The following is a 23,217-nucleotide window of genomic DNA, read 5'->3' on the forward strand; positions in this document are numbered from 1 at the left end:
CGACGCCAGGTTCATCCCTTGTCCGCCTTGCCGGCTGCGGCGGCGAACTTGGCCAGGCGAACATCCAGCCGGCGAGGGCGCCGGCCAAGGTCCTCGGCACGCTCCTTGCGGCGAATGGCATTGCGTACCATCAATGAACCCAGGTAGCGGATGGGTTCCGGTGGGAAATGCCCGAGCGGGCCGTTGAGCAACGGCGAGCGGGTCCAGGGGTTATCCAGCCCCAGCACCAGCGACGACAGGATCTGACCGCCCATGTGGCAAGGGCCCACACCGCTGCCGGAATAACCGAAGCCATAGAAGATATTGCCCTTGGCGCCCATGCGCCCGAAGAACGGCAAACCGGTGACCGAGCGATCCGAAGGGCCGTTCCAGGTCGCTGCGATATCGACGCCGGTGAACGCCGGGAAGAACTTTTCCAGGGAGTCGCGCAGCAGGTTTGCATAGGGTGATGGCTGGTCGAACACCGGCAGCATGCGCCCGCCGAAGGCAAAGGTATTACCGCCTTTGCCCAGCATGATTCGCCCGTCGGGGGTGTTGTGGTAGTAGTGAACGAAGATGCGCGAGTCGAGCACGGTCACGCCGCTGGTCAGGCCGATGCGCTCCAGCAGGTCTGGCCGAGGTTCGGTAATGATCATGTCGCTCGAGACAATGGCCACTGAACGCGAGAATTGTGGAAAAGTCCGGGCCATCCAGGCATTGATCGCCAGCACCATCTTGGCGCAGGTGACTTTGCCGTGGGGTGTGACGACCCTGGCGGGCTGCCCTTCGTCCAGGCCGACCATGGGCGAGCCTTCATGGATGCGCACGCCCAGCCCCAGTGCCACGCGGCGCAGGCCACGTACCAGCTTGGCCGGTTGTGCGCTGGCCGCTGCGGGCGAATACCAGCCTTCCAGGTGCTGGGCCGAGCCCGCCATCCGTTGCACATCAGCGAGCGGGCGTTTGCAGAAAGTGTTGATGCCATGGCGCTCCAGCGCCGCAACCACCGCGTCCGTAGAGCCGACCTGAGCCTGGCTGGTCGAGGTGTACAGCGTGCCATCGAGTCGGTAGTCGGCATCCACACCGTACTTTCTGCAGAAGTCGCCGATCGCGTAGATGCTCTGCTCCGATGCCTTGACCAGGCGCACGGCCTCTTCGAGCCCGAACAAACGCTCCAGAGTAAAGAACTTCGCCGACCAGGACAGCGCACACCCACCGTTGCGCCCGCTGGCACCCGCGCCGCAGATGTCCGCCTCGACGATGACCACATCAAGCTCGGGGTTCTGTTCCTTGAGCATGATGGCGGTCCACAGCCCGGTGTAGCCGCCGCCGACGATGCAGACATCGGCGTGGGTGTCCTGCCGCAGGGGCGGGCAGGGCTCGTCGGGCTGATTCTTCAGGGCTTGTTCCAGCCAGAAAGGGCGCATCGTGCTTCTCCAGAAAGGGACCGAAAAGGGCGCCGACCAAGGTGCGCCCTGTGTCCCGCATCCTTGCAGGGCATTGTTCATAAATAAAATCGATTTAACGTATGTATATATAAGCTCAGGCTATGTATGAGCGACCCCACCCATTCGGGTTATGGCCCCGTGGGCAAATCCCCCGGATAGTGGCTCCATCCGCTCACCCGAGCCGATCCTGATCACACGATGGAGTTGCTATGCGCAAGGCATTGAAGGTGATTTCCAGTCTGCTGATGTGTTGTACCGCCACGGCCACCCTGGCCACCGAGGCAGACACCAGCAACACGCTCAGGTTGTACAACTGGACCGACTACATCGGCGAAAACACCCTCGCCGATTTCGAGAAGCAGACCGGCATCAAGGTGATCTACGACACCTTCGACGGCTACGAAACGGTCCAGACCAAACTGCTCACCGGCCGCTCCGGCTACGACCTGGTGATGCTCAACGGCTCGCTGGTGCCACCGCTGATCAAGGCCGGGGTGTTCCAGCCGCTGGACAAGTCCAAGCTGCCCAGCTGGGCCAACCTCGACCCGCAAGTGGTGCAGAGCCTGCAGGCCTTCGACCCCGGCATGCGCTACTCGGCGCCCTACACCTGGGGCAGCTCCGGCATCACCTACAACGTCGACAAGATCAAGCAGCGCATGCCCGACGCGCCGATCGGCTCGCTGGCCATGCTGTTCGACCCGAAGATCGTCTCGCGCTTCGCCGACTGCGGTGTGACCGTGATGGACGCGCCCAGCGAAGTCATCCCGCTGGCCCTCAAGTACCTCGGCAAAGACCCGCAGAGCGCCAAGCCGGCGGACCTCAAGGCTGCCCAGGACGTGCTCATGGGCATCCGCCCCTACATCAAGAAATTCGACTCGGTGAACTACCTCACCAGCCTGCCCAACGGCGACGTGTGCATGGCCCTGACCTGGTCCGGTGACTACGCCACCGCCCAGGCCCGCGCGGTGGAGGCGAAGAAGGACATCAACCTGGCGTTCTTCATTCCCAAGGAAGGCTCGCTGATCTGGTTCGACAGCCTCTACCTGCCCAACGATGCCCCCCACGTGGCCAACGCCCACCGCTTCATCGAATACCTGCTGCAACCCAAGACCATGGCCGACGTGACCAACTACATCCACTACGCCAACAGCAACGCCGCCGCCACACCGCTGGTGCAGGCCGATATCCGCAACGACCCGGCGATCTACCCCGACGAGCCAACCCGCGAGCGGCTGTTCACCCAGAAGTCCCAGGACCCCCAGGCCATGCGCGCTATCACCCGGGTCTGGAGCACGGTCAAGACCGGCATCTGACACCTTTTACCGTACCGATCCGACAAGGAATTGCTTATGGCTACCCCGACTCGCCCCTTGGCCGCCACCTCGCACAACGACCAGCTGGTGAAAGCCGACAAAGCCCACTACATGCACGGCTACCACATGTTCGACGAGCACGCCGAGCAAGGCGCGCTGAACATCCAGGCCGGTGACGGCGCCTACATCCACGACACCCAGGGCAACCGCTTCCTCGACGCCGTCGGCGGCATGTGGTGCACCAACATTGGCCTGGGCCGCGAGGAAATGGCCCTGGCCATCGCCGACCAGGTGCGCCAGCTGGCCTATTCCAACCCGTTCTCGGACATGGCCAACCCGAAAGCCATCGAGCTGTGCCAGAAGCTCGCCAGCCTGGCGCCGGGCGACCTCGACCACGTGTTCCTCACCACCGGCGGCTCCACGGCCGTGGACACCGCCTACCGGCTGATCCAGTACTACCAGAACTGCCGCGGCAAGCCGAACAAGAAGCACGTGATCGCCCGCTACAACGCCTACCACGGCTCGACCTGCCTGACCATGTCGATCGGCAACAAGGCCGCCGACCGGGTGCCGGAGTTCGACTACGCCCACGAACTGATCCACCACGTCTCCAACCCTAACTTCTACCGGGCGGGCGACGACATGGACGAGGCCGAGTTCCTCGACTTCCTGGTGGCCGAGTTCGAGGACAAGATCCTCTCCCTGGGCGCGGACAACGTCGCGGCCTTCTTCGCCGAGCCGATCATGGGCTCGGGCGGGGTGATCATCCCGCCCAAGGGCTATTTCCAGCGCATGTGGCAGGTGTGCCAGACCTACGACATCCTCTTCGTCGCCGACGAAGTGGTCACCTCGTTCGGCCGCTTGGGCACCTTCTTCGCCTCCGAAGCGCTGTTCGGCGTCACCCCGGACATCATTACCACCGCCAAGGGCCTGACCTCGGCCTACCTGCCACTGGGCGCGTGCATCTTCTCCGAACGCATCTGGAAGGTGATCGCCGAGCCGGGCAAGGGCCGCTGCTTCACCCACGGCTTCACCTACAGCGGGCACCCGGTGTGCTGCGTGGCGGCGCTGAAGAACATCGAGATCATCGAGCGGGAAAACCTGCTGGCCCACGTCAACGATGTCGGCAGTTACCTGGAACAGCGTCTGCAGACCTTGGCTGCACTGCCTCTGGTGGGCCAGGTGCGCTGCATGAAGCTGATGGCCTGTGTCGAATTCGTCGCCAACAAGCAGACCAAGGCGCTGTTCCCGGACGCGGTGAACATTGGCGAGCGCATTCATGTGCGGGCCCAGGCCAAGGGGCTGCTGGTGCGCCCGATCATGCACCTGAACGTGATGTCGCCACCGCTGATCATCACCCACGCCCAGGTCGACGAGATCGTCGACACCCTGCGCAGCTGCATTCTCGAGGCGGCGCAGGAGCTGACCGAGCAGGGCCTGTACCACGGCCAATGATCGACCTTCTGCCAAAGATGCACGCGCGTGCCCCGGCCGGTAGACTGCGGGGCATGAGCCGAGCACACGAAAACACCACAATAAACCTGCCGTTTCATGCCCTGCAGCAATGGCACAGCGCCTTGCAACAGGCCTTCGCCCACAGCGAGGGCCCGGACGCGCTGGCTTGGCTGGCGGCAGCCATCAGCCAGCTGGTGGCCGCCGAGTCGATGCTGATCAGCCTCGAACGCAAGGGCCAGCCGCCGCAGCTGCTGTATCAGCAGGGCATCCCGGCCCGCTACCACGAGGCGGTGCTGGAGCGCTATTTCGCCGCGGGCTACCTGCTCGACCCGTTCTGCCTGGCGGTGCAGAAGGGCCTGGCGCAGGGCTTCTACCACCTGGAAGACATCGCCCCGGACAACTTTTTCGACAGCGACTACTACAAGACCTACTACCTGGGCACCGGCTGCAGCGAAGACAGCTACTTCATCGTCGACCTGGGTAACGACAGCAAGATCTCCCTGAGCCTGTTCCAGGGCTGCAGCGGTGCGCGCCTGGGTGTGGAACAACTGCACCTGTTGCAGGCGGTGGAACCGATGGTGCGCGAGCTGCTGATGCGCTTTGCCCGGCATGGCCTGGAGCAGCAGCCAGAAGCGAAAGAGAGCGTGCAGGCCGCGTTCGACAGCTTTGGTTGCGGGGTGCTGACCGAGCGCGAACGGCAAGTGGCGCAGATGGTGTTGCAGGGGCATTCGGTGAAGTCCACGGCCCATGAGCTGGGCATCTCACCCGAGACCGTGCGGATGCACCGCAAGAACTTGTACCTGAAGCTGGACATCAACTCGCAATCGGAGCTGTTCGCCCAGTTCATCGGCTGGTTGCGGCGGATCTGAGCGGGCTCACCAGCGCAGCAGGCGCGGGCCCAGCCAGGTGCCGAGCGCGGTCGGCAGCAGCATGCCAAGCACGTACCACAGGCCCCAGAACGGCACGCCCATCTCCGGGCAGTGCAGGCAGTAGGCCAAGGTGGCGGTTGACCCGGCTAGAAGGCCGCCAGCGGCACCCGCCTGGCGCAGGCGGGTCGGGGCCAGGCCGCGCAAGGCCCAGAACACGCTGACCAGTCCTGGCAGCGACAACAAAGTGATGTTCAGCGCGCATGTGCGCCAGGTGCGGCCGAACAGCAGGTCGGCGCGCGCATCCAGCGGGGCGCCGGCCAGGCTCAGCGCCGCGCCCAGCCACAGCAGCAGCAGGGGCAGGCCCAGCAGCCCCCAGGCCAGGCCACCGCGCACGCCCGGCCTGGCCAGCCGGCTGGTCAGCCACAACCCGAGCAACGCCAGGCTGCCGGGCAAGGCCACCTTGGCCCAGAACAGCGGCGTGCGCGCCACCTCGGCCAGGTCGCTGCGCACGCCGTAGAGGGCCGCGGTCATCAGCACTGCGGCCAGGCCGCCCAGCAACACGGCCAGCCCCAGGCGCCGAATCGTGGCGTTGTGCTGTACCGGGCCTTCGCCTGCAGCCAGCAGGCAGATCAGGTCATCGGTCTTCATCGTCGTATTTACCTCCAATCAACCTGGCCAGGGCCTTCAGGCCACGGTGTATGCCCACCTTGACCGCTGAGCTGGAAAGCCCGGTCAGCTGCGCGGTTTCCTCCACCGACAGTCCCTGCAACTTCACGTGGACAATCGGCAGCCGCTGGCGCTCGGGCAGCTGTTGCAGCAGCTTGGCCAGGTCGCGGCTGGCTTCGGCCGGCTCGGCATCGCTGCTGGCGAACAGTTCTGCGTCGTCATCCAGTGGCGCGCTGTGCGCATCAAGGCGGGCGCGGTTACGCAGGTAGTCGACCAGCTTGTAGCGGGCGATCGCCTGCACCCACGCGGTTAGCGGCTGTCGTGCCTGATAAGTATGCCGCGCGTTGTGCACCGCCAGCAGCACCTCCTGCAGCAGGTCCTCGATCTCGGCCGGGCGACTGGCCAGGCGCCGCCGCAGAAACGCCCGTATATGCAGCGCCAGGGCGGCGAGGAAGGCCCGGTAGGCCTGCGCGTCGCCCGCCAGCCCGGCCAGCAGCAAGGCTTGCAGCTGGGCTTCGCGCGCATCGAGCACTGCCTGTGAGTTAGTTCGTTGCATGGGCCGCCTGGGTTACACCGTGGGTGCATTTTCGGTGAGCCAGCCGTCGGCGACCCCCTGGATTGAAACCATAGGCGCTGTACGGAAAATATCTACAAACCATTTTCAGCGCCTATGAGATCGAGCGCCGCCCGCGCGGCGCATCGCGAGCTACGCTCGCTCCTACGTTTGTTTCGGGCCAATTATTCCTGTGGGATTTGCGCGCGAATCCCTTGGCGCCTGTCTATATATCGCGCCGTACCAACAAGGCGGTCGCGCGAGCCGTCACAGGCGTTACTGGCCCGAAACAAACGTAGGAGCGAGCGTAGCTCGCGATGCGCCGCGCGGGCGGCGCTCGATCTCATAGGCGCTAAACCTCTCAGATCAGGCTCAGCACCACCCGGTTGAGCGAAAAATTTTTCCAGGGCTGTAACCGGATCCGCACACGCCACGAACTACTCCATGAGCCGCCGGTAAACCTGCCACGGCCACCCACTCTGGAGACTTCAGCATGAAAACCTTAGCCCTCGCCACCGCTGCCCTGGCCCTCGCTTCGCTGGCAAGTGCCGCCATCGCGGCCACCCCCACCCAGCCAGCCGGCAGCGGCGCCGCCATGGAAAAATGCTACGGCGTCGCCATGGCCGGCAAGAATGACTGCAAGGCGGGCGCCGGTACCACCTGCGCCGGTTCTGCAAAAAAGGATTACGACGGCATGCACTGGAAGAACGTCCCGGCCGGCACCTGCACTTCGATCAAGACCCCGAACGGCATGGGCTCGCTGACCCCGATCCAGTCCTGAGCAGCGGAGGCCGACCATGAATGGCAAGGCAGCACTGGGCGCCGGGATCGGGCTCAAGGCCGAGCACTACGACGCGGCGCTGGCGTGCAGCGCCGAGGGGCTCTGGTTCGAAGTTCACCCGGAGAACTACATGGTCGGCGGCCCGCGCCTTGCCTGGTTGTTGCGCATCGCCGAGCACCACCCGCTGTCGCTGCACGGCGTGGCGCTGTCGCTGGCGGCCGATGCCGACCCGGACCCGCAGCACCTGCAGCGTTTGCGCACGCTGATCGACCAGGTCCGGCCGCTGCTGGTGTCCGAGCACCTGGCCTGGTCGACCTGGCGCGGCGCCTATCATCCCGACCTGCTGCCGTTCCCGCGCAGCAGCGAGGCCCTGGCCCGTATCAGCCGCAACATCCAGCGCAGCCAGGAAGCGCTGGGGCGGCGCATCTTGATCGAGAACCCCAGCCATTACCTGCAGCTGGACGGGCATGAATGGGACGAAATCGACTTCCTCGCCGAACTGGCCCGGCGTACCGGTTGCGGGCTGCTGCTGGACGTCAACAACGTGTACGTCAGTGCGCACAACCTGGGTTTCAGTGCCAGCGGTTACCTGGACCGCTTTCCCGCACAGGCGATCAGCGAAATCCACCTGGCCGGTTACAGCCACGACGCACAAGGCAGTTTGTTGATCGACTCGCACGATGCGCGTGTCGCAGCGCCGGTCTGGGCGCTTTACCGGCGCCTGATCGCCCGCATCGGCCCGCGCCCGACGCTGGTCGAGCGTGATGGCAATGTCCCGTCGTTCAATGAACTGCTGGGCGAACGGGCCGTGGCCCAGGCGACCCTGAACAGCTCTGGAGAGCAGCCATGAACCTCACCTTGAGCCAGTTCCAGGACGCGTTCGTCGCAGCCCTGCAGGGGCGCCCGGCGCCAGGGCTGGCGGCGCTCACCGAGCAGCCAGCGTTCGCGGTGTACCGCAACACGGTCATGGCCGGCTGCGTGGAGGCGTTGTGTGACAACTTTCCCAGTGTGCTGGCCCTGGTCGGGCGTGAATGGATGGAAGCGGCCGCAGCGGCCTACGCACGGCAAGCGCCACCCGACGACCCCCGACTGATCCATTACGGCGCAGCCTTCGCCGACTTTCTCGAGCAGGCGCAGGCACAACATGGCGTGCCGTACCTGGCCGCGGTTGCACGGCTGGATGCCCGCTGGAACGAGGCCTTCAGCGCGCTCGATGCGCCTTGCCTCGACTTGGCCGAGCTGGCGGGCATGACGGCCGGCGACCTGGCGCGTAGCGTCCTGTACCCCCGTGACAATGCCCGCTGGCACTGGTGCGCGGCGCATCCGGCCTACCGCCTCTGGCGCTGTGGCCGCGAGCAGCTGGCCTGGGCGGATGATCAACCCTGGGCCGGTGAAGGCGTGCTGTTCGTCGGCGGCCCCGAGGGCGTCAGTCACCAGCCGCTGGAGCAGGGCGGCTGTGCGTTCCTGCAGGCCTGTGCAGCCGGGCAGTCCCTTGAACAGGCTTCTGAGTTTGCCCAACACACCCAACCGGATCTGGACTTCGGCGACCTGCTCGGCCGCCTAGTCGCTGCACAGGTCTTCCGACCGCTCAGCTTTTCTTGAGGAAACCGCCATGGACCACGTTCACCCCACACCCTCGGCCAGTAGCCTGCGGCACGCCTGGAGCAGGCTTGCCGATGCGCTGCAGCAACTTCTGGGCGACAGCGTCTTGTGTCTGGTTGCGCGGTTCGGTATTGCCTCGGTGTTCTTCCTTTCCGGGCGAACCAAGGTCGAAGGCTGGCTGACCATCACGCCGAGTACCTATGAGCTGTTTCGTACCGAATACTCGCTGCCGCTGATTTCCCCCTGGCTGGCGGCGCACCTTGCGACTTACGCCGAGCACCTGTTCTCGCTGCTGCTGGTGCTGGGCCTGATGACCCGTCTGTCGGCCCTGGCGTTGCTGGGCATGACCACGGTGATCGAAGTCTTCGTCTACCCCGATGCATGGCCCACCCACCTGACCTGGGCAGGCCTGCTCCTGCTGTTGATTGCGCGAGGGGCGGGCCGGTTGTCCCTGGATCACCTGCTGAAAGTGCGCTGATCGCTGGTCGGCACCACCCGCCACACGGCAAGCATGCAGTGTTGGCGAGCGGGGATCGTCCGTTTCGAGTAGCGGGGCGAATCAGGGAGAGCCAGGCTGCGCTGCGCAGGTATCGAGGTCTTCGAGGAACGCCTGGAGGATGGGCGGGCGCGATACGCCGCGGCGGGTGACCATATCGAATGGCGAGCTCAGGTCCAGCGTGCTGGCGCCCAGGCGGCGCATGTCGCCGGTCTTGATCCATTGCTCGGCGAAGTGCACCGGCAGGAAGCCGATATAGGCGCCGGAAATGATCAGGATCGCCGCCGCCTCAATGTTCTCCACGGTGGCATCGGCCTTGGTGATGCCCAATTGTTCCAAGTCGTACTGCTGCATGTAGCCGCGCACCACGATCCGGCTCTGGCGCACGTCCTCCATCAGCCGGCCGTTACTGGCGTTGCTGGCGAACAGCGGGTGACGCCGGCCACAGTAGAGCCCCAGGGCCTCGTCATACAGCGGCTGGTAGGACAGCCCCGCGACCCGCAAAGGGAAGTGGCCGATAGCCAGGTGCAGCCGGCCATCGAGCACGCGTTCTTCAAGTTCCGCCGGGGCACCAATGTAGATGTGCAGGTGGGCATCGTGGCCGCGTGAAACAAAGCGCTGGGTGGTGCGCGGCAGGGGCGAGACGGGGTCGGTCAGGGTGGAGTCGATGATGCCCAGGTTGAGCTGGCCACTGATGTGCTGCTTGAGCACGTCGGCATCCATGCAGAAGCTCTCCACGGCACTGAGCAGGCGCAGGGTCGCTTCATGGATGGCCACCCCTTGCTCGGTCAGGCGAAAGCCACTGCGCCCGCGCTGGCAGAGCTTGACCCCCAGGCGGGTTTCCAGGTGCGACATCTGTTCGCTGATGGTCGACTGGCCGGCATTGAGCGCGGCCTGCGCCGCCGAAAAGCCGCCGCACCTGACAATCGTGGTGAAGACCCTAAGCAGCTTCAGGTCGACATCGTGGAGCTGGATCACCATAGCCTCCCGGCCGGGTTTCACATCGCCAGTGCTGATATGAACACCCGTGCATTGTTCTTGTCACGCAAGCTAACCATGAGTGCCTGGCCACTGCAATGCCGGGCATCGCCGGGTTGAAGCGCCGATGGATACTTCGGATGGCGCGATGTATGTATCTGCACTTGCGCATTTTTCCCCGCCGCAACGCTAGCCATAGTGGGTCGCAACGGTGGTCGAGCAGTCGCCCCGTCTCCTGAAACAGAACAAGAACTGGAGAAACCAGAACATGGCAAAGCACGGTTACGAGTCCGGCCGCCTGAACCTGCCCTTTGTGGGCCATTGCACGTTCGCCAAGGCCCCGGTGTGCACCGACTGGGCGGCGATCGACGCCGATGTGGCAATCCTTGGCGCACCCAACGATATGGGCACCCAGTGGCGTTCCGGCGCACGTTTCGGACCCCGCGGCATTCGCGAGGCATCGACGTTGTTCTCCTTCGGCCATGCCGGCGCCTACGACTTCGAGGATGACGCCACCTACCTGACCGAAGACCAGGTGCGCATGGTCGATGTCGGTGATGCCGATATCGTGCACACCGATATGGCCAGCAGCAATGCCAACATCGAGGCGGCGGTGCGGCAGATCCTTGCAGCAGGGGCCATGCCAGTGGTGCTGGGCGGTGACCATTCGGTGCACGCCCCAGTGATCAAGGCGTTCGAAGGCCACGGGCCGATCCATATCGTGCACTTCGATGCCCACCTGGATTTCGTCGACGAGCGCCATGGCGTGCGCTACGGGCACGGCAGCCCGCTGCGCCGGGCATCGGAGCTGGAGCACATCGTTGGCATGACCCAGATGGGCATCCGCAACGTGTCGTCCTCCAACCGAGACGACTACGATGCCGCGCGCGAGGCCGGCTCGCAGATCCTGTCGGTACGTGACGTGCGCCGGCTGGGCTGTGCGGGCGTACTGGCGAAGATCCCCGAAGGCCGCAATTACTACATCACCATCGACATCGACGGCTTCGACCCGTCCATCGCTCCAGGCACCGGCACCCCGAGCCATGGCGGATTCTTGTACTACGAAGTGCTGGAGATCATCCAGGCGCTGGCCCAGCGCAGCCACGGCCGCATTGTCGGCATGGACCTGGTCGAAGTGGCCCCGGCCTACGACCCCACCGGCATCACCTCGATCCTTGCCGCGCAACTGCTGATGAACAGCATCGGCTTCATCTTCCACGCGCGCGCCAAAGCCCGCTGATTCGGAGACTGTACTGTGGACCACAAGGTAAAAGCCTACTTGCAGGCCTTCGGTGTTTCCGAGGCGACCCAGCACTTTCTCAGCAAGCCGCAGCGCATGTTCATCGACGGCGCCTGGCTCGAGGCCAGCGATGGCGGCAGCGCCGAGGTGGTCGAGCCATCCACCGAGGGCGTGCTGACGCGCATCCCCATGGCCACCGCCGATGACCTCGATCGCGCCGTGCGAGCAGCACGGGCGCAGTTCGATGGCGGTGCCTGGAGCCAGCTCAAGCCGCTGGAGCGCGAGCGCCTGATCCATCGCCTGGCGGACCTGATCGAAACCCACGGCGACGAACTGGCGCAGATCGAGGCCATCGACATGGGCAAGTCGGTCGCCCAGGCGCGGGCGGTGGATATCCAGGGCACGGTCGATACCCTGCGCTATTTCGCCGGTTGGGCCAGCAAGATCCACGGGCGCACGGTCGAGCCTTCGCTGCCTGGCAACTACCTGGCATACACGCGCAAGGAAGCGGTGGGGGTGGTCGGCGCCATCGTGCCGTGGAACTTCCCGCTGCAGACCATGGCCTGGAAGCTCGGCGCGGCGCTGGCGACCGGTTGCACCGTGGTGGTCAAACCGGCTGAGCTGACCTCGTTGTCGGCGCTGCGCTTTGCCGAGCTGGTGCAGGCCTCGGGTATTCCCGACGGGGTGATCAACATCGTCACCGGGCGCGGCAGCGTGGTCGGCGAGGCGATGTCACGCCACCCAGGCATCGACAAGCTGAGCTTTACCGGCTCGACACCGGTCGGCTGCTCGGTGGGCAAGTCGGCGATGGACCAGATGAAACGCCTGACCCTCGAACTGGGCGGCAAGTCGCCGGTGATCGTGTTCGCCGATGCGGACATCGAGGCAGCGGCGCAAGCGGTGGCCAATGGGGTGTTCTTCAACTCCGGGCAGGTGTGCGACGCTGGCACCCGTGCGTATGTCGAGCGCAGCGTCTACCCGGCGTTCCTCGAAGCGCTGGCACGCTACACCGCCACCTTGAAGATCGCCCCGGGCCTGGACCCGGACTGTTTCATCAGCCCCATGGTGTCGCGCCAGCAAAAGCAGCGGGTGCTGGACTACATCGCCCTGGGCAAGGCCGAAGGCGCGCAGGTGTACTACGGCGGCGAGCCGCTGCACGGCCCGGGCTTCTTCGTGCAGCCCACGGTCTTCGCCAACTGCAGCAACGACATGCGCGTGGTGCGCGAGGAGATCTTCGGCCCGGTGCTGGTGACCCAGCCGTTCGACACCCAGGAACAGGCGCTGGCCCTGGCCAACGATTCGGAGTTCGGCCTGGCGGCAGCGATCTACTCCAACGACCTGGGCAAGGTCCATGGGCTGATTCCGAAACTGCGTGCGGGCACGGTATACGTCAACGCCCACAGCACCCTGGACCCGTCCATGCCGTTTGGCGGCTACAAGCAATCGGGCTATGGCAAGGACATGGGCGCAGAACAACTGGAGTTCCTGCTGGAGACCAAGGCGGTCTGGATCACCCTGCCCTGAGGTAGCAGGGCCGTCCTGCGCCGCTGAAGGTTGGCCGGCGGCGCAGGTTTATCGAATGCATCGAATTTCAATAACAAGAACCTGTCGAGGTGATGCCGATGAACAGCCAAGTGGATGTCGAGCGTGCGCAAGACCTGGAAAGGCGCCTGCGCGCCTATGAAGAGCTGGAGAACAGCGCCCGCTGGCCGGGCGCCCTGACTGCGCGGGACGTGGTGGCGCTGGCGCTGCTGACGCTGGTGATGGTGGCCGGCGCGTACTACCTGGGAGGCCAGCCATGAGTGCTTCCCGCGAGCAAGAATTTCGCCTGAGTGCGGAACGTGGCGACACCCCCTTGCTGCCCAATGAGCGGGTGTGGGGTTTCTGGGGCTTTGCCTACGCCAACTCGGCGCTGGCAGTGGCCACCTGGGTGTTCCTGATCGGCGGCGCCACCGCGCTGTTCGTCGGGCCCTTGCAAGGGATTGCCGCGATCATCATCGGCAACATCATCGGCGTGGTCCTCGCCGCATCGTCCACCTGCCTGCCGTGTGGCAAGTACGGCGTCGAGCAGTTCACCTTCCTGCGCAGCATGTTCGGCTTCAACGGCAGCCGCCTGGTGTACTTCCTGTCGGTGGTGGTGCTGACCCTGGGCTGGCTGGCGGTGCTGGGGCTGATGTGCGGGCGTGCGCTGGACAACCTGCAAACCCTGGTACAGCAGCGCCAGGCCAACGCTGACGACTGGCTGGTGACCGCCGGGGGCTTGCTGGCCATCGTGCTGGCGGCGCTGGTGGCCATGCGCGGGCCGGACATGATCCGCCGGCTGAGCGCGGTGATTGCGCCCAGCCTGATCCTGATCATGCTGGCGCTGATGTATTTCATTTCCCGCCGCTACAGCTTCGACGAACTGCTGGCCATGCCGCCCTTGCAGCCGCCGTTCGAGAACCCCCACGTCAACTTCATGGTCGCCGTGGAAATCAACATCGCCGCAGGCTTCTCCTGGTGGCCCTACATCGGCAACCTGTCGCGCCTGTGCAGCAACCAGCGCACGGCCTTCTGGCCCAACCTGGTGGGCATCTTCGGGGCGGCGTCGCTGGGCGAGTCGGTCAGCCTGTTCGCCGCCACCACCCTGGGCAGCAGCGACCCTACCGCCTGGATGCGCCTGGCGGGTGGCATGGGCTTCGGCGTCATCGCCCTGAGCTTCCTGGCACTGGCCAACCTGACCGGCATGGTCAACATCCTCTACACCGCGGTGATCGGCTTGCGCCAGCTGGCCGGCGAGCGCCTGCGCAGCGTGGGCTGGGGGGTACTGATCGGGCTGTTCTGCATCATTCCGGTGGTGATCGTGGTGTTCCTGCCGGGGATCTACGACGGCTTCTTCATCTTCCTGGTGTGGACGTCCGCGCTCAACAGTGCCCTGGCCGGCATCGGCATCGCCGATTACTTCTTCCTGCGCAAGCAGCGCCTGAACCTGCGCCAGCTCTATGCCGAGCAAAGCGGGTCGCCGTTGCGCTACTGCAAAGGCTTCAACCCCATCGCGCTGCTGGCGCTGGTGGCGGGCTTCGCGATCTATGTGGTGGTGTTCAACCCGCAGACCCTGGCCCATGCCGACTTCTTCACCTACGCCACCGCCTCGCTGCCGTCCTGCCTGCTGGCCGGGCTGGTGCACTACGGCCTGACCCGACTGCTGGCGGCGCGCCTGGGTTGGGGCGGCTACCCAAAGCGTAATGAAAACATCCTCCAGGCTGCCGGCCTGCGTGCACAGGACTAGAACCATGACCAAGCGATACGACTACATCATCATCGGCGCAGGCTCTGCCGGCTGCGTCCTGGCCAACCGCCTGAGCGAAGACGCCGGTACCTCGGTGCTGGTCCTGGAGTTCGGCGGCAGCGACCGCAGCGTGCTGATCCAGATGCCCAGTGCCTTCTCGCTGCCCATGAACACCAAAAAGTACAACTGGCGCTATGAGACCGTTGCCGAGCCGCACCTGGACAACCGCCGCCTGCATTGCCCGCGGGGCAAGGTGCTGGGCGGCTCGTCGTCGATCAATGGGCTGGTCTACATCCGTGGCCATGCCTGCGACTTCGATGAATGGGAAAGCCTTGGGGCGAAGAACTGGAGCTACCGCAACTGCCTGCCGTACTTCAAGCGTGCCGAGCAGTACAAGTTCGGTGGCGATGACTACCGCGGTGGCATGGGGCCGCTGGCCACCAACAACGGCAACAACATGCAGAACCCGCTGTACGGCGCCTGGGTCGAGGCCGGTGCCGAAGCCGGCTACATCAAGACCGATGACTGCAACGGCTACATGCAGGAAGGCTTTGGTGCCATGCACATGACGGTCAAGGATGGCGTGCGCTGGTCCACGGCCAACGCCTACCTGCGCCCGGCCATGGGCCGGCCGAACCTGACCGTGATCACCCATGCCATGACCCGGCGCATCCTGCTCGATGGCAAGCGGGCGGTGGGTGTGGAATATGACCACGATGGCCAGACCCACAAGGTGCTGTGCAACCGTGAGGTGCTGGTGTCGTCCGGCCCGATCGGTTCTCCGCACTTGTTGCAGCGCTCCGGCATCGGCCCCGAGGCCGTGCTGAAGCAGGCCGGCATCGAGGTGCGCCACGCCCTGCCTGGGGTGGGCGAGAACCTGCAGGACCACTCGGAAATCTACATCCAGTATGCGTGCAAGGAGCCGGTGACCCTCAACGGCAAGATGAACCTGCTGGGCAAGGCGATGATCGGCCTGCGCTGGTTGCTGTTCAAGGACGGCCTGGGCGCCAGCAACCACTTCGAGGCGGGCGGTTTCATCCGTTCGTCCAAGGGCCTGCGCTGGCCGGACATCCAGTTCCATTTCCTGCCGGCGGCCATGCGTTATGACGGCGACAAACCGTTCAAGGGCCATGGCTTCATGGTACTGACCGGGCCCAACAAGCCCAAGAGCCGCGGCCACGTGCGGGCGCTGTCGGCCGACCCGTACCAGCATCCGGAAATCCGCTTCAACTACCTCGAGAGCGAGGAGGACCGAGAGGGCTTCCGCCGTTGTGTACGGCTGACCCGCGAAATCATCGCCCAGCCGGCCATGGACCGCTTCCGCGGCGAGGAGCTGGCGCCCGGGCCGCAGGTGCAGACCGATGAGCAGATCGACGCGTTCGTGCGCGCCAACATGGAAAGCACCATGCACCCGTGCGGTTCGTGCCGGATGGGCGAGGATGATATGGCCGTGGTCGATTCGACCTTGCGCGTGCATGGCTTGCAGGGGCTGCGGGTGATCGACTCCTCGGTGTTCCCGAGCGAGCCCAATGGCAACCTCAACGCGCCGACCATCATGCTGGCCGAACGTGCTGCCGACCTGGTGCGCGGGCGCCAGCCGCTGGCACCGAGCGATGTACCGGTTGGCCTGGTGGCGGGCTGGGAGGAGCAGCAACGCAGCCGCGCGCCGCAGCGCGAGATGCCTGTTCGCTAGCGATACCGGGGCCGCCAGGCGCGGCCCTGGCCGGACCGAATGTGCTCCATTGGAGCGAATTCGCTACAAGCGGCGCTGGCGCAAGGTTCACGACGTCTGGCGCTGTTCTGCCGCCTGATTGGCGCTGTTTTGTGGAGCGACTTCTTTACAGCCAATCCGGCAACATTCAATCAAACCCCGGTAACTCGGGCGTTTTCCGGCTGGCACAGTGCTTGCTCTCTACCTGGCACGCGAGCGGATTTGAAAGTTGTTCATCCGGCCGCGAGGTTTGAACTTGTGACGTTATAAAAACAATTAGACTAGCAAGGTAGAAATCAATGAATAACTTGCCCCACGGTCACCGCCCGCCTGACGGTGACCCACACGAACTCAAGCGCAACCTGTCCAACCGCCATATCCAGCTGATCGCCATTGGCGGTGCGATCGGCACCGGCCTGTTCATGGGCTCTGGCAAGACCATCAGCCTGGCGGGGCCCTCCATCATTTTTGTCTACATGATCATCGGCTTCATGCTGTTCTTTGTCATGCGGGCAATGGGCGAACTGTTGTTGTCCAACTTGCAGTACAAGTCGTTCATCGATTTTGCGGCGGACCTGCTTGGCCCGTGGGCGGGGTTCTTCACCGGCTGGACCTACTGGTTCTGCTGGATTGTCACCGGTATCGCCGACGTCATCGCCATCTCAGCCTATTCGCAGTTCTGGTTCCCCGATATCCCCTTGTGGATACCGGCGCTGGCCTGTGTCGGCCTGTTGCTCACCCTGAACCTGATGACGGTAAAGATGTTCGGAGAAATGGAGTTCTGGTTCGCCATGATCAAGATCGTCGCCATCTGCGCGCTGGTCTGCACCGGCTTCTACATGGTGGCGGCGGCTTACCAGTCGCCGGCGGGGCAGGCGGCATCGCTGGCCAACCTGTGGAATGACGGCGGCATGTTCCCCCATGGCGCCATGGGCTTCTTCGCCGGCTTCCAGATTGCGGTGTTTGCCTTTGTCGGCATCGAACTGGTAGGCACCACCGCCGCCGAAACCAAGAACCCGGAACGCAACCTGCCACGGGCGATCAACTCGATTCCGTTGCGCATCATCGTCTTCTACGTGCTCGCGCTGGTCGCCATCATGGCCGTCACGCCCTGGCGTGAAGTGGTGGCCAACAAGAGCCCCTTCGTCGAACTGTTCGTGCTGGCCGGCCTGCCGGCGGCGGCGGGCATCATCAACTTCGTGGTGCTGACCTCGGCCATGTCGTCTGCCAACAGCGGCGTGTTCTCAACCAGCCGCATGCTCTATGGCCTGGCGGTGGATGGCGATGCGCCAGGCCGGTTCGGAGCGCTGTCCAGCCGTGCGGTACCGTCCAACGGCCTGATCTTTTCATGCGTGTGCCTGACGGGCGGGGCGCTGGTCATCTACCTGGTGCCGAACATGCTCGCCGCCTTCACCCTGATCACCACGGTGTCGGCCCTGCTGTTCATGTTCGTCTGGTCGATCATCCTGCTGTCGTACCTGGCGTACCGCAAGCAGCGTGACCCGCTGCACCAGGCATCGAAGTACAAGATGCCGGGCGGCACGCTGATGTGCCGGGTGTGCCTGGTGTTCTTCGCCTTCATCCTGGCCTTGCTGGCACTGGAGGCCGACACCCGCAGCGCGCTGTTCCTGATGCCGGTCTGGTTTGCCGTGCTAGGCCTGGCCTATCGCTCGATCCGGCGCAAAAGGCAGCAGGCCGTGCAGCTGTCATTCGATGCCGATTGATCCACACCTTCACTTTCCACCCAAGGGGGGCAGCGCCATGCGCTGTCCCCCTGTCGTCTTTTTACCCCGCAGGGAATTCTCATGAGAATCCACGTCAACTTTCTCGACCGTGTCGGTATCACTCAGGAAATCCTCTCGCTGCTTGGGGCGCGCAACCTCAACCTGGACGCCGTGGAGATGATTCCGCCCAACGTCTATATCGATGCCCCGACCTTGTCGCCAAGGGTGCTGGACGAGCTCTACGCAGCCCTGCTGGGCGTAGACGGGGTGCAGGAGGTGGCGCTGGTTGACTTCCTCCCCGGCCACCGCCGGCGCCTGCAGCTGGAAGCGTTGCTGGCAGCGATGAGCGACCCGGTGCTGGCGGTGGACCCTGGCGGCCATGTGCTGCTGGCGAACCCGACCCTGGTCGCCCTGGTGGGCCGCGAGCCGGCCGGTGAGCCGTTGAGCCGGTTGTTTGCCGAGCCGAACCTGGCCCAGACCCTGATCGACAAGGGCTTCCGACTGCCGATGTGCGAGGTGGGCTTTCAGGGCCAGGCCCTGCTGCTGGAGGCCACGCCGATCAGCGGTGGCGCCGATGGCCTGGTGGGCGGCCTGCTGACCTTGTACCCGCCCAGCCGCATCGGCGAGCGCCTGGCCTCGCTGCTGCATGACAACAGCGAAGGCCTGGGGGCGTTGCTTGGCGAGTCGGCGGCGCTGCAGGCGCTCAAGGCCCGCCTGCACAAGGTGGCGAGCCTGGAGGCGCCGGTATTGATCCAGGGCGAGACCGGTACCGGCAAGGAACTGGTGGCTCGTGCCTGCCACGCGCTGAGCGCCCGGCGCGATGCCTCGTTCCTGGCGCTTAACTGCGCGGCGCTGCCCGAGAGCCTGGCCGAAAGCGAGCTGTTCGGCTACGCCGCCGGTGCCTTTACCGGCGCCCAGCGGGGCGGCAAGCCGGGCCTGCTGGAACTGGCCGATGGCGGTACCGTGTTTCTCGATGAAGTGGGCGAGATGTCGCCATACTTGCAGGCCAAATTGCTGCGTTTTCTCAATGACGGCAGCTTTCGCCGGGTGGGCGGTGGCAGCGAGGTGCAGGTGAATGTGCGGGTGGTTTGCGCCACCCACCGCCACCTGGAAAGCATGGTGATCGAAGGCGGCTTTCGCGAAGACCTCTACTATCGCCTCAACGTGCTCAACCTACAGGTGCCGCCACTGCGCGAGCGCGGCAAGGACATCCTGCTGCTGGCCGAGCATTTCCTGCGCCAGGCCTGTGCGCAGATCCAGCGCGCCCCGTGCCGGCTGGCGCTGGCCACCCATCCGTTGCTGCTGGGCAATCGCTGGTCGGGCAATGTGCGCCAGTTGCAGAACGTGATCTTCCGCGCGGCGGCCATCAGCGAAGGCGACGTGATCGACTGTGATGACCTGGAGCTGGCTGGTACCGCCTTGAGCAGCCAGCAAGCCGAGGGGCAGGAGATCGTCAGCCTGGAAGCGGCCGTGCAGGCCTTTGAAAAATCCTTGCTGGAAAAACTCTACGCAAGCTATCCCTCGACCCGGCAACTGGCGGTGCGTTTGCAGACATCGCACACGGCAATCGGCCAGCGTTTGCGCAAGTACGGTATCGCCAGCCGGGTCTCGTAGCCGGCCCGGTGCGAATACGCTCCGCTGGAGTGAGTGTGCTCCAGGCGGGCGTGGTCCCGGGTTCATTGGCCCATGTTGTCAGGGTGGGCTGCCGGGCCCAGGTCACGGAGCGAATTCGCTCCATCGCGCAGGTGCGGGGTTGTCCGAAAATAAACAGTAAGATATTGATATATATGGATATTATTGGGTTGGCATCGCCCTTGCTCTGTATCAGTCAGTCCTGCATCGGGACCCATCTGATAACAAAAGAGGAAGATCCATGACCACACTGCGTTTTACTCCTGAACACGAATGGCTGCGTCTGGAAGCGACGGGTGAACTGACCGTCGGCATCACCAGCTATGCCCAGCAGGCTTTGGGCGACGTGGTGTTCGTGCAATTGCCGGAGCCGGGCGAGTATGGAGAGGGCAACGAAGTCGCGGTGCTGGAGTCGGTGAAGGCCGCCAGCAACATCACCATGCCGTTGCGCGGTACCGTGGTGGCCGTCAACCAGGCTCTGGCCGACGTCCCCGAGCTGGTCAACACCTCGCCGATGCAGGACGGCTGGTTCTTCCGCATCCAGGCGGCCAACCCGGCGGAACTCGACGGCCTGATGGACCAGGACGGCTACGACCGCTTCCTGGCCGACAACGCCTGAGCCAGGGTGCCGACATGACCAACGCATCCATCCCGCTGGGCACCGACAACGAGTTCATCGCCCGCCACATCGGCCCGCGCGAGGGCGACATCGACGCCATGCTGGCGCTGGTCGGCCATGACTCGCTCGACGCCCTGATCGACAGCGTCATCCCTGTCAGCATCAGGGGCAGCAGTGTGCTCGAACTGTCCAAGGGGCAGGGCGAAGCTGAAGCCCTGGCCGCACTCAAAGCCATCGCGGCCAACAACCAGCTGTTCAGCAACCATATTGGCCAGGGCTATTACCCGTGCCACACACCAACGCCGATCCAGCGTAACCTGCTGGAGAACCCGGCCTGGTACACCGCTTACACGCCGTACCAGCCGGAAATCTCCCAGGGCCGCCTGGAGGCGTTGCTGAACTTCCAGACCCTGGTCAGCGACCTCACCGGCATGCAGATCGCCAACGCCTCGTTGCTCGACGAAGCCACCGCTGCCGCCGAGGCCATGACCTTCTGCAAGCGCCTGGCAAAGAACAAGGCCCCGGCGTTCTTCGCCTCCAGCCATTGCCACCCGCAAACCCTCGATGTGCTGCGTACCCGTGCCCAGCCACTGGGTATCGAAGTGGTCATCGCGGATGAAACCGACCTGGATGGCCAAAGCCTGGACGGCTATTTCGGCCTGTTGCTGCAATACCCGGCCAGCACCGGCGCCATCAGCGACCACCGCGCCCTGGTGCAGCGCGCCCATGGCGCGGGTGCGCTGGTGGCCGTGGCCGCCGACCTGCTGGCGCTGACCTTGCTGACCCCACCGGGCGAGTTCGATGCCGACGTGGTGCTGGGCAGCGCCCAGCGCTTCGGCGTGCCGCTGGGCTTTGGCGGCCCGCATGCGGCGTACTTCGCCACCCGCGACGGGTTCAAGCGCGACATGCCCGGCCGCCTGGTGGGCGTGTCCATCGACCGCTTCGGCAAGCCGGCCCTGCGCCTGGCCATGCAAACCCGCGAGCAACACATCCGCCGCGAAAAGGCCACCAGCAACATCTGCACCGCGCAGGTGCTGCTGGCCAACATCGCCAGCATGTATGCGGTCTACCACGGCCCCCACGGCCTGGAGCAGATCGCCCGGCGGGTACACCGCCTGACCGCAATCCTGGTGCAAGGGCTGCAGCAGCTGGGGCACAAGGTCGAGCAGGCGCGCTTCTTCGACAGCGTCAGCGTGGTCACCGCGAGGCCCGTGGCCGATGTACTGGCGGCAGCCCAGGCCGGGCGACTGAACCTGCGGCTGATCGATGAGCGGCGGGTTGGCGTGGCCTTGGATGAAACCTGCGAACAGGCCAGTGTGGAGGCCCTGTGGCAGGTGTTTGCCGAAACCGGTCAGGCGCTGCCGAACTTCACCGGCCTGGCCGCCAAGGCGGTCGATTGCCTGCCAGCGCCCTTGCTGCGCACGACGCCGTTCCTGCAGCACCCGGTGTTCAATCGGTATCACAGCGAAACCGAGCTGATGCGCTACCTGCGCCGCCTGGCCGACAAGGACCTGGCTCTGGACCGCAGCATGATCGCCCTGGGCTCGTGCACCATGAAGCTCAACGCCGCCAGCGAGATGGTGCCGATCACCTGGCCGGAATTCGGCGCGCTGCACCCGTTCGCCCCGGCCGAACAGACGCTGGGCTACCGCCAGCTGACCGATGAACTGGAGGCCATGCTCTGCGCCGCCACCGGCTATGACGCCATGTCGCTGCAGCCCAATGCCGGCTCCCAGGGCGAGTACGCCGGCCTGCTGGCCATCCGCGCCTACCACGCCAGCCGTGGCGAGGCAGGGCGCGATGTGTGCCTGATCCCGTCGTCGGCCCATGGCACCAACCCGGCCACGGCGCAGATGGCCGGCATGCGGGTGGTGGTGGTCAACTGCGACGAGCGTGGCAACGTCGATGTCGCCGACCTGCAGCACAAGGCCGAGCAGCACCGGGCGCAGCTGGCCGCGCTGATGATCACCTACCCCTCGACCCACGGTGTGTTCGAGGATGCCATCACGCACATCTGCGACATCGTTCATGAGCACGGTGGCCAGGTGTACCTGGATGGCGCCAACATGAACGCCATGGTCGGCCTGTGTGCGCCGGGCAAGTTCGGTGGCGACGTGTCGCACCTGAACCTGCACAAGACCTTCTGCATCCCCCACGGTGGCGGCGGCCCCGGTGTCGGCCCGATCGGCGTCAAGGCGCACCTGGCGCCGTTCCTACCCGGCCACGCGCAGCTGGCCAACCCGCAGGGCGCGGTCAGCGCGGCGCCTTATGGCAGTGCCAGCATCCTGCCGATCACCTGGATGTACATCCGCATGATGGGCGGGGAAGGGCTCAAGCGTGCCTCGCAGCTGGCGATCCTCAATGCCAACTACATTGCCCGGCGCCTGGAGGAGCACTACCCGGTGCTGTACACCGGCGAGAACGGCCTGGTCGCCCACGAGTGCATCCTCGACCTGCGCCCGCTCAAGGACAGCAGCGGCATCAGCGTCGAGGACGTGGCCAAGCGCCTGATCGACTTCGGCTTCCATGCCCCGACCATGTCGTTCCCGGTGGCTGGCACGCTGATGGTCGAGCCGACCGAGAGCGAGTCCAAGGAAGAGCTGGACCGCTTCTGCGCCGCGATGATCTGCATCCGCGAGGAAATCCGCGCCGTGGAAAACGGCACTCTGGACAAGCTCGACAACCCGCTGAAGAACGCCCCGCACACCGCCACCGAGCTGGTGGGCGAATGGCCCCATGGCTATGCCCGGGAGCTGGCGGTGTACCCGCTGGCAGAGTTACGCGACAGCAAGTACTGGCCGCCGGTGGGGCGCGTGGACAACGTCTACGGCGACCGCAACCTGGCCTGTGCCTGCCCGCCGCTGTCGAGCTATCAAGATGTCTGAC

At 65.0% G+C, this 23,217-nt stretch carries 20 protein-coding genes; 16 read left to right on the forward strand and 4 right to left on the reverse strand.

Annotation, left to right across the window (positions count from 1 at the left end; all coding sequences use genetic code 11):
- Nucleotides 1-11: 11 nt before the first annotated feature.
- Complete coding sequence (locus BGP85_RS02950; protein WP_103447756.1) at nucleotides 12-1,403, reverse strand: FAD-dependent oxidoreductase; 1,392 nt, start codon at nucleotides 1,401-1,403, stop codon at nucleotides 12-14.
- Between the two features lie 230 nt (nucleotides 1,404-1,633).
- Between BGP85_RS02950 and BGP85_RS02955 the strand changes: the two genes are divergently transcribed.
- Genes BGP85_RS02955 through BGP85_RS02965 form a run of 3 tightly spaced genes read left to right on the forward strand, consistent with a single transcriptional unit; the run spans nucleotide 1,634 to nucleotide 5,061 of the window.
- Nucleotides 1,634-2,737 (forward strand): polyamine ABC transporter substrate-binding protein, encoded by a 1,104-nt coding sequence (locus BGP85_RS02955; RefSeq protein ID WP_103447755.1) that lies wholly within the window; start codon nucleotides 1,634-1,636, stop codon nucleotides 2,735-2,737.
- A 36-nt stretch (nucleotides 2,738-2,773) separates the two neighbouring features.
- Nucleotides 2,774-4,192, forward strand: a complete 1,419-nt coding sequence (locus BGP85_RS02960) for an aminotransferase (protein ID WP_103447754.1) — start codon at nucleotides 2,774-2,776, stop codon at nucleotides 4,190-4,192.
- 53 nt (nucleotides 4,193-4,245) lie between these two features.
- On the forward strand, nucleotides 4,246-5,061 hold the full coding sequence (locus BGP85_RS02965) for a helix-turn-helix transcriptional regulator (protein ID WP_103448273.1): 816 nt from the start codon (nucleotides 4,246-4,248) through the stop codon (nucleotides 5,059-5,061).
- 6 nt (nucleotides 5,062-5,067) lie between these two features.
- Here the strand turns inward: BGP85_RS02965 and BGP85_RS02970 are convergent, their stop codons facing one another.
- On the reverse strand, nucleotides 5,068-5,709 hold the full coding sequence (locus BGP85_RS02970; protein ID WP_103447753.1) for a DUF1109 domain-containing protein: 642 nt from the start codon (nucleotides 5,707-5,709) through the stop codon (nucleotides 5,068-5,070).
- Nucleotides 5,696-6,283 (reverse strand): sigma-70 family RNA polymerase sigma factor, encoded by a 588-nt coding sequence (locus tag BGP85_RS02975; RefSeq protein WP_103447752.1) that lies wholly within the window; start codon nucleotides 6,281-6,283, stop codon nucleotides 5,696-5,698. Before BGP85_RS02975 ends, BGP85_RS02970 begins: the two co-directional genes overlap by 14 nt.
- Before the next feature lie 490 nt (nucleotides 6,284-6,773).
- Between BGP85_RS02975 and BGP85_RS02980 the strand changes: the two genes are divergently transcribed.
- From BGP85_RS02980 to BGP85_RS02995, 4 genes are read left to right on the forward strand one after another with little or no spacing between them, the layout of a single operon-like run.
- On the forward strand, nucleotides 6,774-7,061 hold the full coding sequence (locus BGP85_RS02980) for a BufA1 family periplasmic bufferin-type metallophore (RefSeq protein WP_103447751.1): 288 nt from the start codon (nucleotides 6,774-6,776) through the stop codon (nucleotides 7,059-7,061).
- Nucleotides 7,062-7,077: 16 nt separating this feature from the next.
- Nucleotides 7,078-7,911, forward strand: coding sequence for an MNIO family bufferin maturase (gene bufB / locus BGP85_RS02985; RefSeq protein WP_103447750.1), 834 nt, complete (start codon nucleotides 7,078-7,080; stop codon nucleotides 7,909-7,911).
- Entirely contained in the window at nucleotides 7,908-8,663 is a 756-nt protein-coding gene (locus BGP85_RS02990) for an HvfC/BufC N-terminal domain-containing protein (protein ID WP_103447749.1), read from the forward strand. The genes bufB and BGP85_RS02990 overlap by 4 nt, the downstream gene beginning before the upstream one ends.
- Nucleotides 8,664-8,673: 10 nt before the next feature.
- Entirely contained in the window at nucleotides 8,674-9,141 is a 468-nt protein-coding gene (locus BGP85_RS02995) for a DoxX family protein (protein ID WP_103447748.1), read from the forward strand.
- A gap of 81 nt (nucleotides 9,142-9,222) precedes the next feature.
- Here the strand turns inward: BGP85_RS02995 and BGP85_RS03000 are convergent, their stop codons facing one another.
- The gene (locus tag BGP85_RS03000) at nucleotides 9,223-10,137 is read right to left on the reverse strand and encodes a LysR family transcriptional regulator (RefSeq protein WP_103448272.1); all 915 of its coding nucleotides are present in this window, start codon (nucleotides 10,135-10,137) and stop codon (nucleotides 9,223-9,225) included.
- 268 nt (nucleotides 10,138-10,405) lie between these two features.
- Between BGP85_RS03000 and speB the strand changes: the two genes are divergently transcribed.
- The 9 genes from speB (at nucleotide 10,406) to gcvP (ending at nucleotide 23,216) form a co-directional block, all read left to right on the forward strand.
- Entirely contained in the window at nucleotides 10,406-11,377 is a 972-nt protein-coding gene (gene speB / locus BGP85_RS03005) for an agmatinase (RefSeq protein ID WP_103447747.1), read from the forward strand.
- A gap of 15 nt (nucleotides 11,378-11,392) precedes the next feature.
- Nucleotides 11,393-12,901, forward strand: a complete 1,509-nt coding sequence (locus tag BGP85_RS03010) for an aldehyde dehydrogenase family protein (protein ID WP_103447746.1) — start codon at nucleotides 11,393-11,395, stop codon at nucleotides 12,899-12,901.
- Between the two features lie 98 nt (nucleotides 12,902-12,999).
- Nucleotides 13,000-13,179: a hypothetical protein gene (locus BGP85_RS03015; RefSeq protein WP_103448271.1), complete on the forward strand. Its 180-nt coding sequence runs from the start codon at nucleotides 13,000-13,002 to the stop codon at nucleotides 13,177-13,179.
- The gene (locus BGP85_RS03020; RefSeq protein ID WP_103447745.1) at nucleotides 13,176-14,645 is read left to right on the forward strand and encodes a purine-cytosine permease family protein; all 1,470 of its coding nucleotides are present in this window, start codon (nucleotides 13,176-13,178) and stop codon (nucleotides 14,643-14,645) included. Before BGP85_RS03015 ends, BGP85_RS03020 begins: the two co-directional genes overlap by 4 nt.
- A gap of 4 nt (nucleotides 14,646-14,649) precedes the next feature.
- On the forward strand, nucleotides 14,650-16,338 hold the full coding sequence (gene betA, locus BGP85_RS03025) for a choline dehydrogenase (protein WP_103447744.1): 1,689 nt from the start codon (nucleotides 14,650-14,652) through the stop codon (nucleotides 16,336-16,338).
- A 317-nt stretch (nucleotides 16,339-16,655) separates the two neighbouring features.
- Nucleotides 16,656-18,080 (forward strand): D-serine/D-alanine/glycine transporter, encoded by a 1,425-nt coding sequence (cycA, locus tag BGP85_RS03030; RefSeq protein ID WP_103447743.1) that lies wholly within the window; start codon nucleotides 16,656-16,658, stop codon nucleotides 18,078-18,080.
- A gap of 81 nt (nucleotides 18,081-18,161) precedes the next feature.
- Nucleotides 18,162-19,694 (forward strand): sigma-54-dependent transcriptional regulator, encoded by a 1,533-nt coding sequence (locus BGP85_RS03035; protein ID WP_103447742.1) that lies wholly within the window; start codon nucleotides 18,162-18,164, stop codon nucleotides 19,692-19,694.
- 259 nt (nucleotides 19,695-19,953) lie between these two features.
- Complete coding sequence (gene gcvH, locus BGP85_RS03045) at nucleotides 19,954-20,331, forward strand: glycine cleavage system protein GcvH (protein WP_103447741.1); 378 nt, start codon at nucleotides 19,954-19,956, stop codon at nucleotides 20,329-20,331.
- 14 nt (nucleotides 20,332-20,345) lie between these two features.
- Nucleotides 20,346-23,216 carry an aminomethyl-transferring glycine dehydrogenase gene (gcvP, locus tag BGP85_RS03050; protein ID WP_103447740.1) on the forward strand — a complete coding sequence of 957 codons (2,871 nt, stop codon included), beginning with the start codon at nucleotides 20,346-20,348 and terminating at the stop codon, nucleotides 23,214-23,216.
- Nucleotide 23,217: the final 1 nt, after the last annotated feature.

The sequence above is a fragment of the Pseudomonas putida genome, from assembly GCF_002906855.1.
Classification (GTDB): domain Bacteria; phylum Pseudomonadota; class Gammaproteobacteria; order Pseudomonadales; family Pseudomonadaceae; genus Aquipseudomonas; species Aquipseudomonas putida_N.

Bases quoted from the DNA above. Each gene is read 5' to 3' on its own strand.
- BGP85_RS02990 (WP_103447749.1), top strand. From the start codon at position 7,908: ATGAACCTCACCTTGAGCCAGTTCCAGGACGCGTTCGTCGCAGCCCTG.
- BGP85_RS03020 (WP_103447745.1), top strand. From the start codon at position 13,176: ATGAGTGCTTCCCGCGAGCAAGAATTTCGCCTGAGTGCGGAACGTGGC.
- BGP85_RS02950 (WP_103447756.1), bottom strand. From the start codon at position 1,403: ATGCGCCCTTTCTGGCTGGAACAAGCCCTGAAGAATCAGCCCGACGAG.
- BGP85_RS02965 (WP_103448273.1), top strand. From the start codon at position 4,246: ATGAGCCGAGCACACGAAAACACCACAATAAACCTGCCGTTTCATGCC.
- betA (WP_103447744.1), top strand. From the start codon at position 14,650: ATGACCAAGCGATACGACTACATCATCATCGGCGCAGGCTCTGCCGGC.
- BGP85_RS02995 (WP_103447748.1), top strand. From the start codon at position 8,674: ATGGACCACGTTCACCCCACACCCTCGGCCAGTAGCCTGCGGCACGCC.
- speB (WP_103447747.1), top strand. From the start codon at position 10,406: ATGGCAAAGCACGGTTACGAGTCCGGCCGCCTGAACCTGCCCTTTGTG.
- BGP85_RS02970 (WP_103447753.1), bottom strand. From the start codon at position 5,709: ATGAAGACCGATGACCTGATCTGCCTGCTGGCTGCAGGCGAAGGCCCG.
- BGP85_RS03035 (WP_103447742.1), top strand. From the start codon at position 18,162: ATGAGAATCCACGTCAACTTTCTCGACCGTGTCGGTATCACTCAGGAA.
- BGP85_RS02955 (WP_103447755.1), top strand. From the start codon at position 1,634: ATGCGCAAGGCATTGAAGGTGATTTCCAGTCTGCTGATGTGTTGTACC.
- bufB (WP_103447750.1), top strand. From the start codon at position 7,078: ATGAATGGCAAGGCAGCACTGGGCGCCGGGATCGGGCTCAAGGCCGAG.
- BGP85_RS03015 (WP_103448271.1), top strand. From the start codon at position 13,000: ATGAACAGCCAAGTGGATGTCGAGCGTGCGCAAGACCTGGAAAGGCGC.
- gcvP (WP_103447740.1), top strand. From the start codon at position 20,346: ATGACCAACGCATCCATCCCGCTGGGCACCGACAACGAGTTCATCGCC.
- BGP85_RS02980 (WP_103447751.1), top strand. From the start codon at position 6,774: ATGAAAACCTTAGCCCTCGCCACCGCTGCCCTGGCCCTCGCTTCGCTG.
- BGP85_RS02975 (WP_103447752.1), bottom strand. From the start codon at position 6,283: ATGCAACGAACTAACTCACAGGCAGTGCTCGATGCGCGCGAAGCCCAG.
- cycA (WP_103447743.1), top strand. From the start codon at position 16,656: ATGAATAACTTGCCCCACGGTCACCGCCCGCCTGACGGTGACCCACAC.
- BGP85_RS02960 (WP_103447754.1), top strand. From the start codon at position 2,774: ATGGCTACCCCGACTCGCCCCTTGGCCGCCACCTCGCACAACGACCAG.
- gcvH (WP_103447741.1), top strand. From the start codon at position 19,954: ATGACCACACTGCGTTTTACTCCTGAACACGAATGGCTGCGTCTGGAA.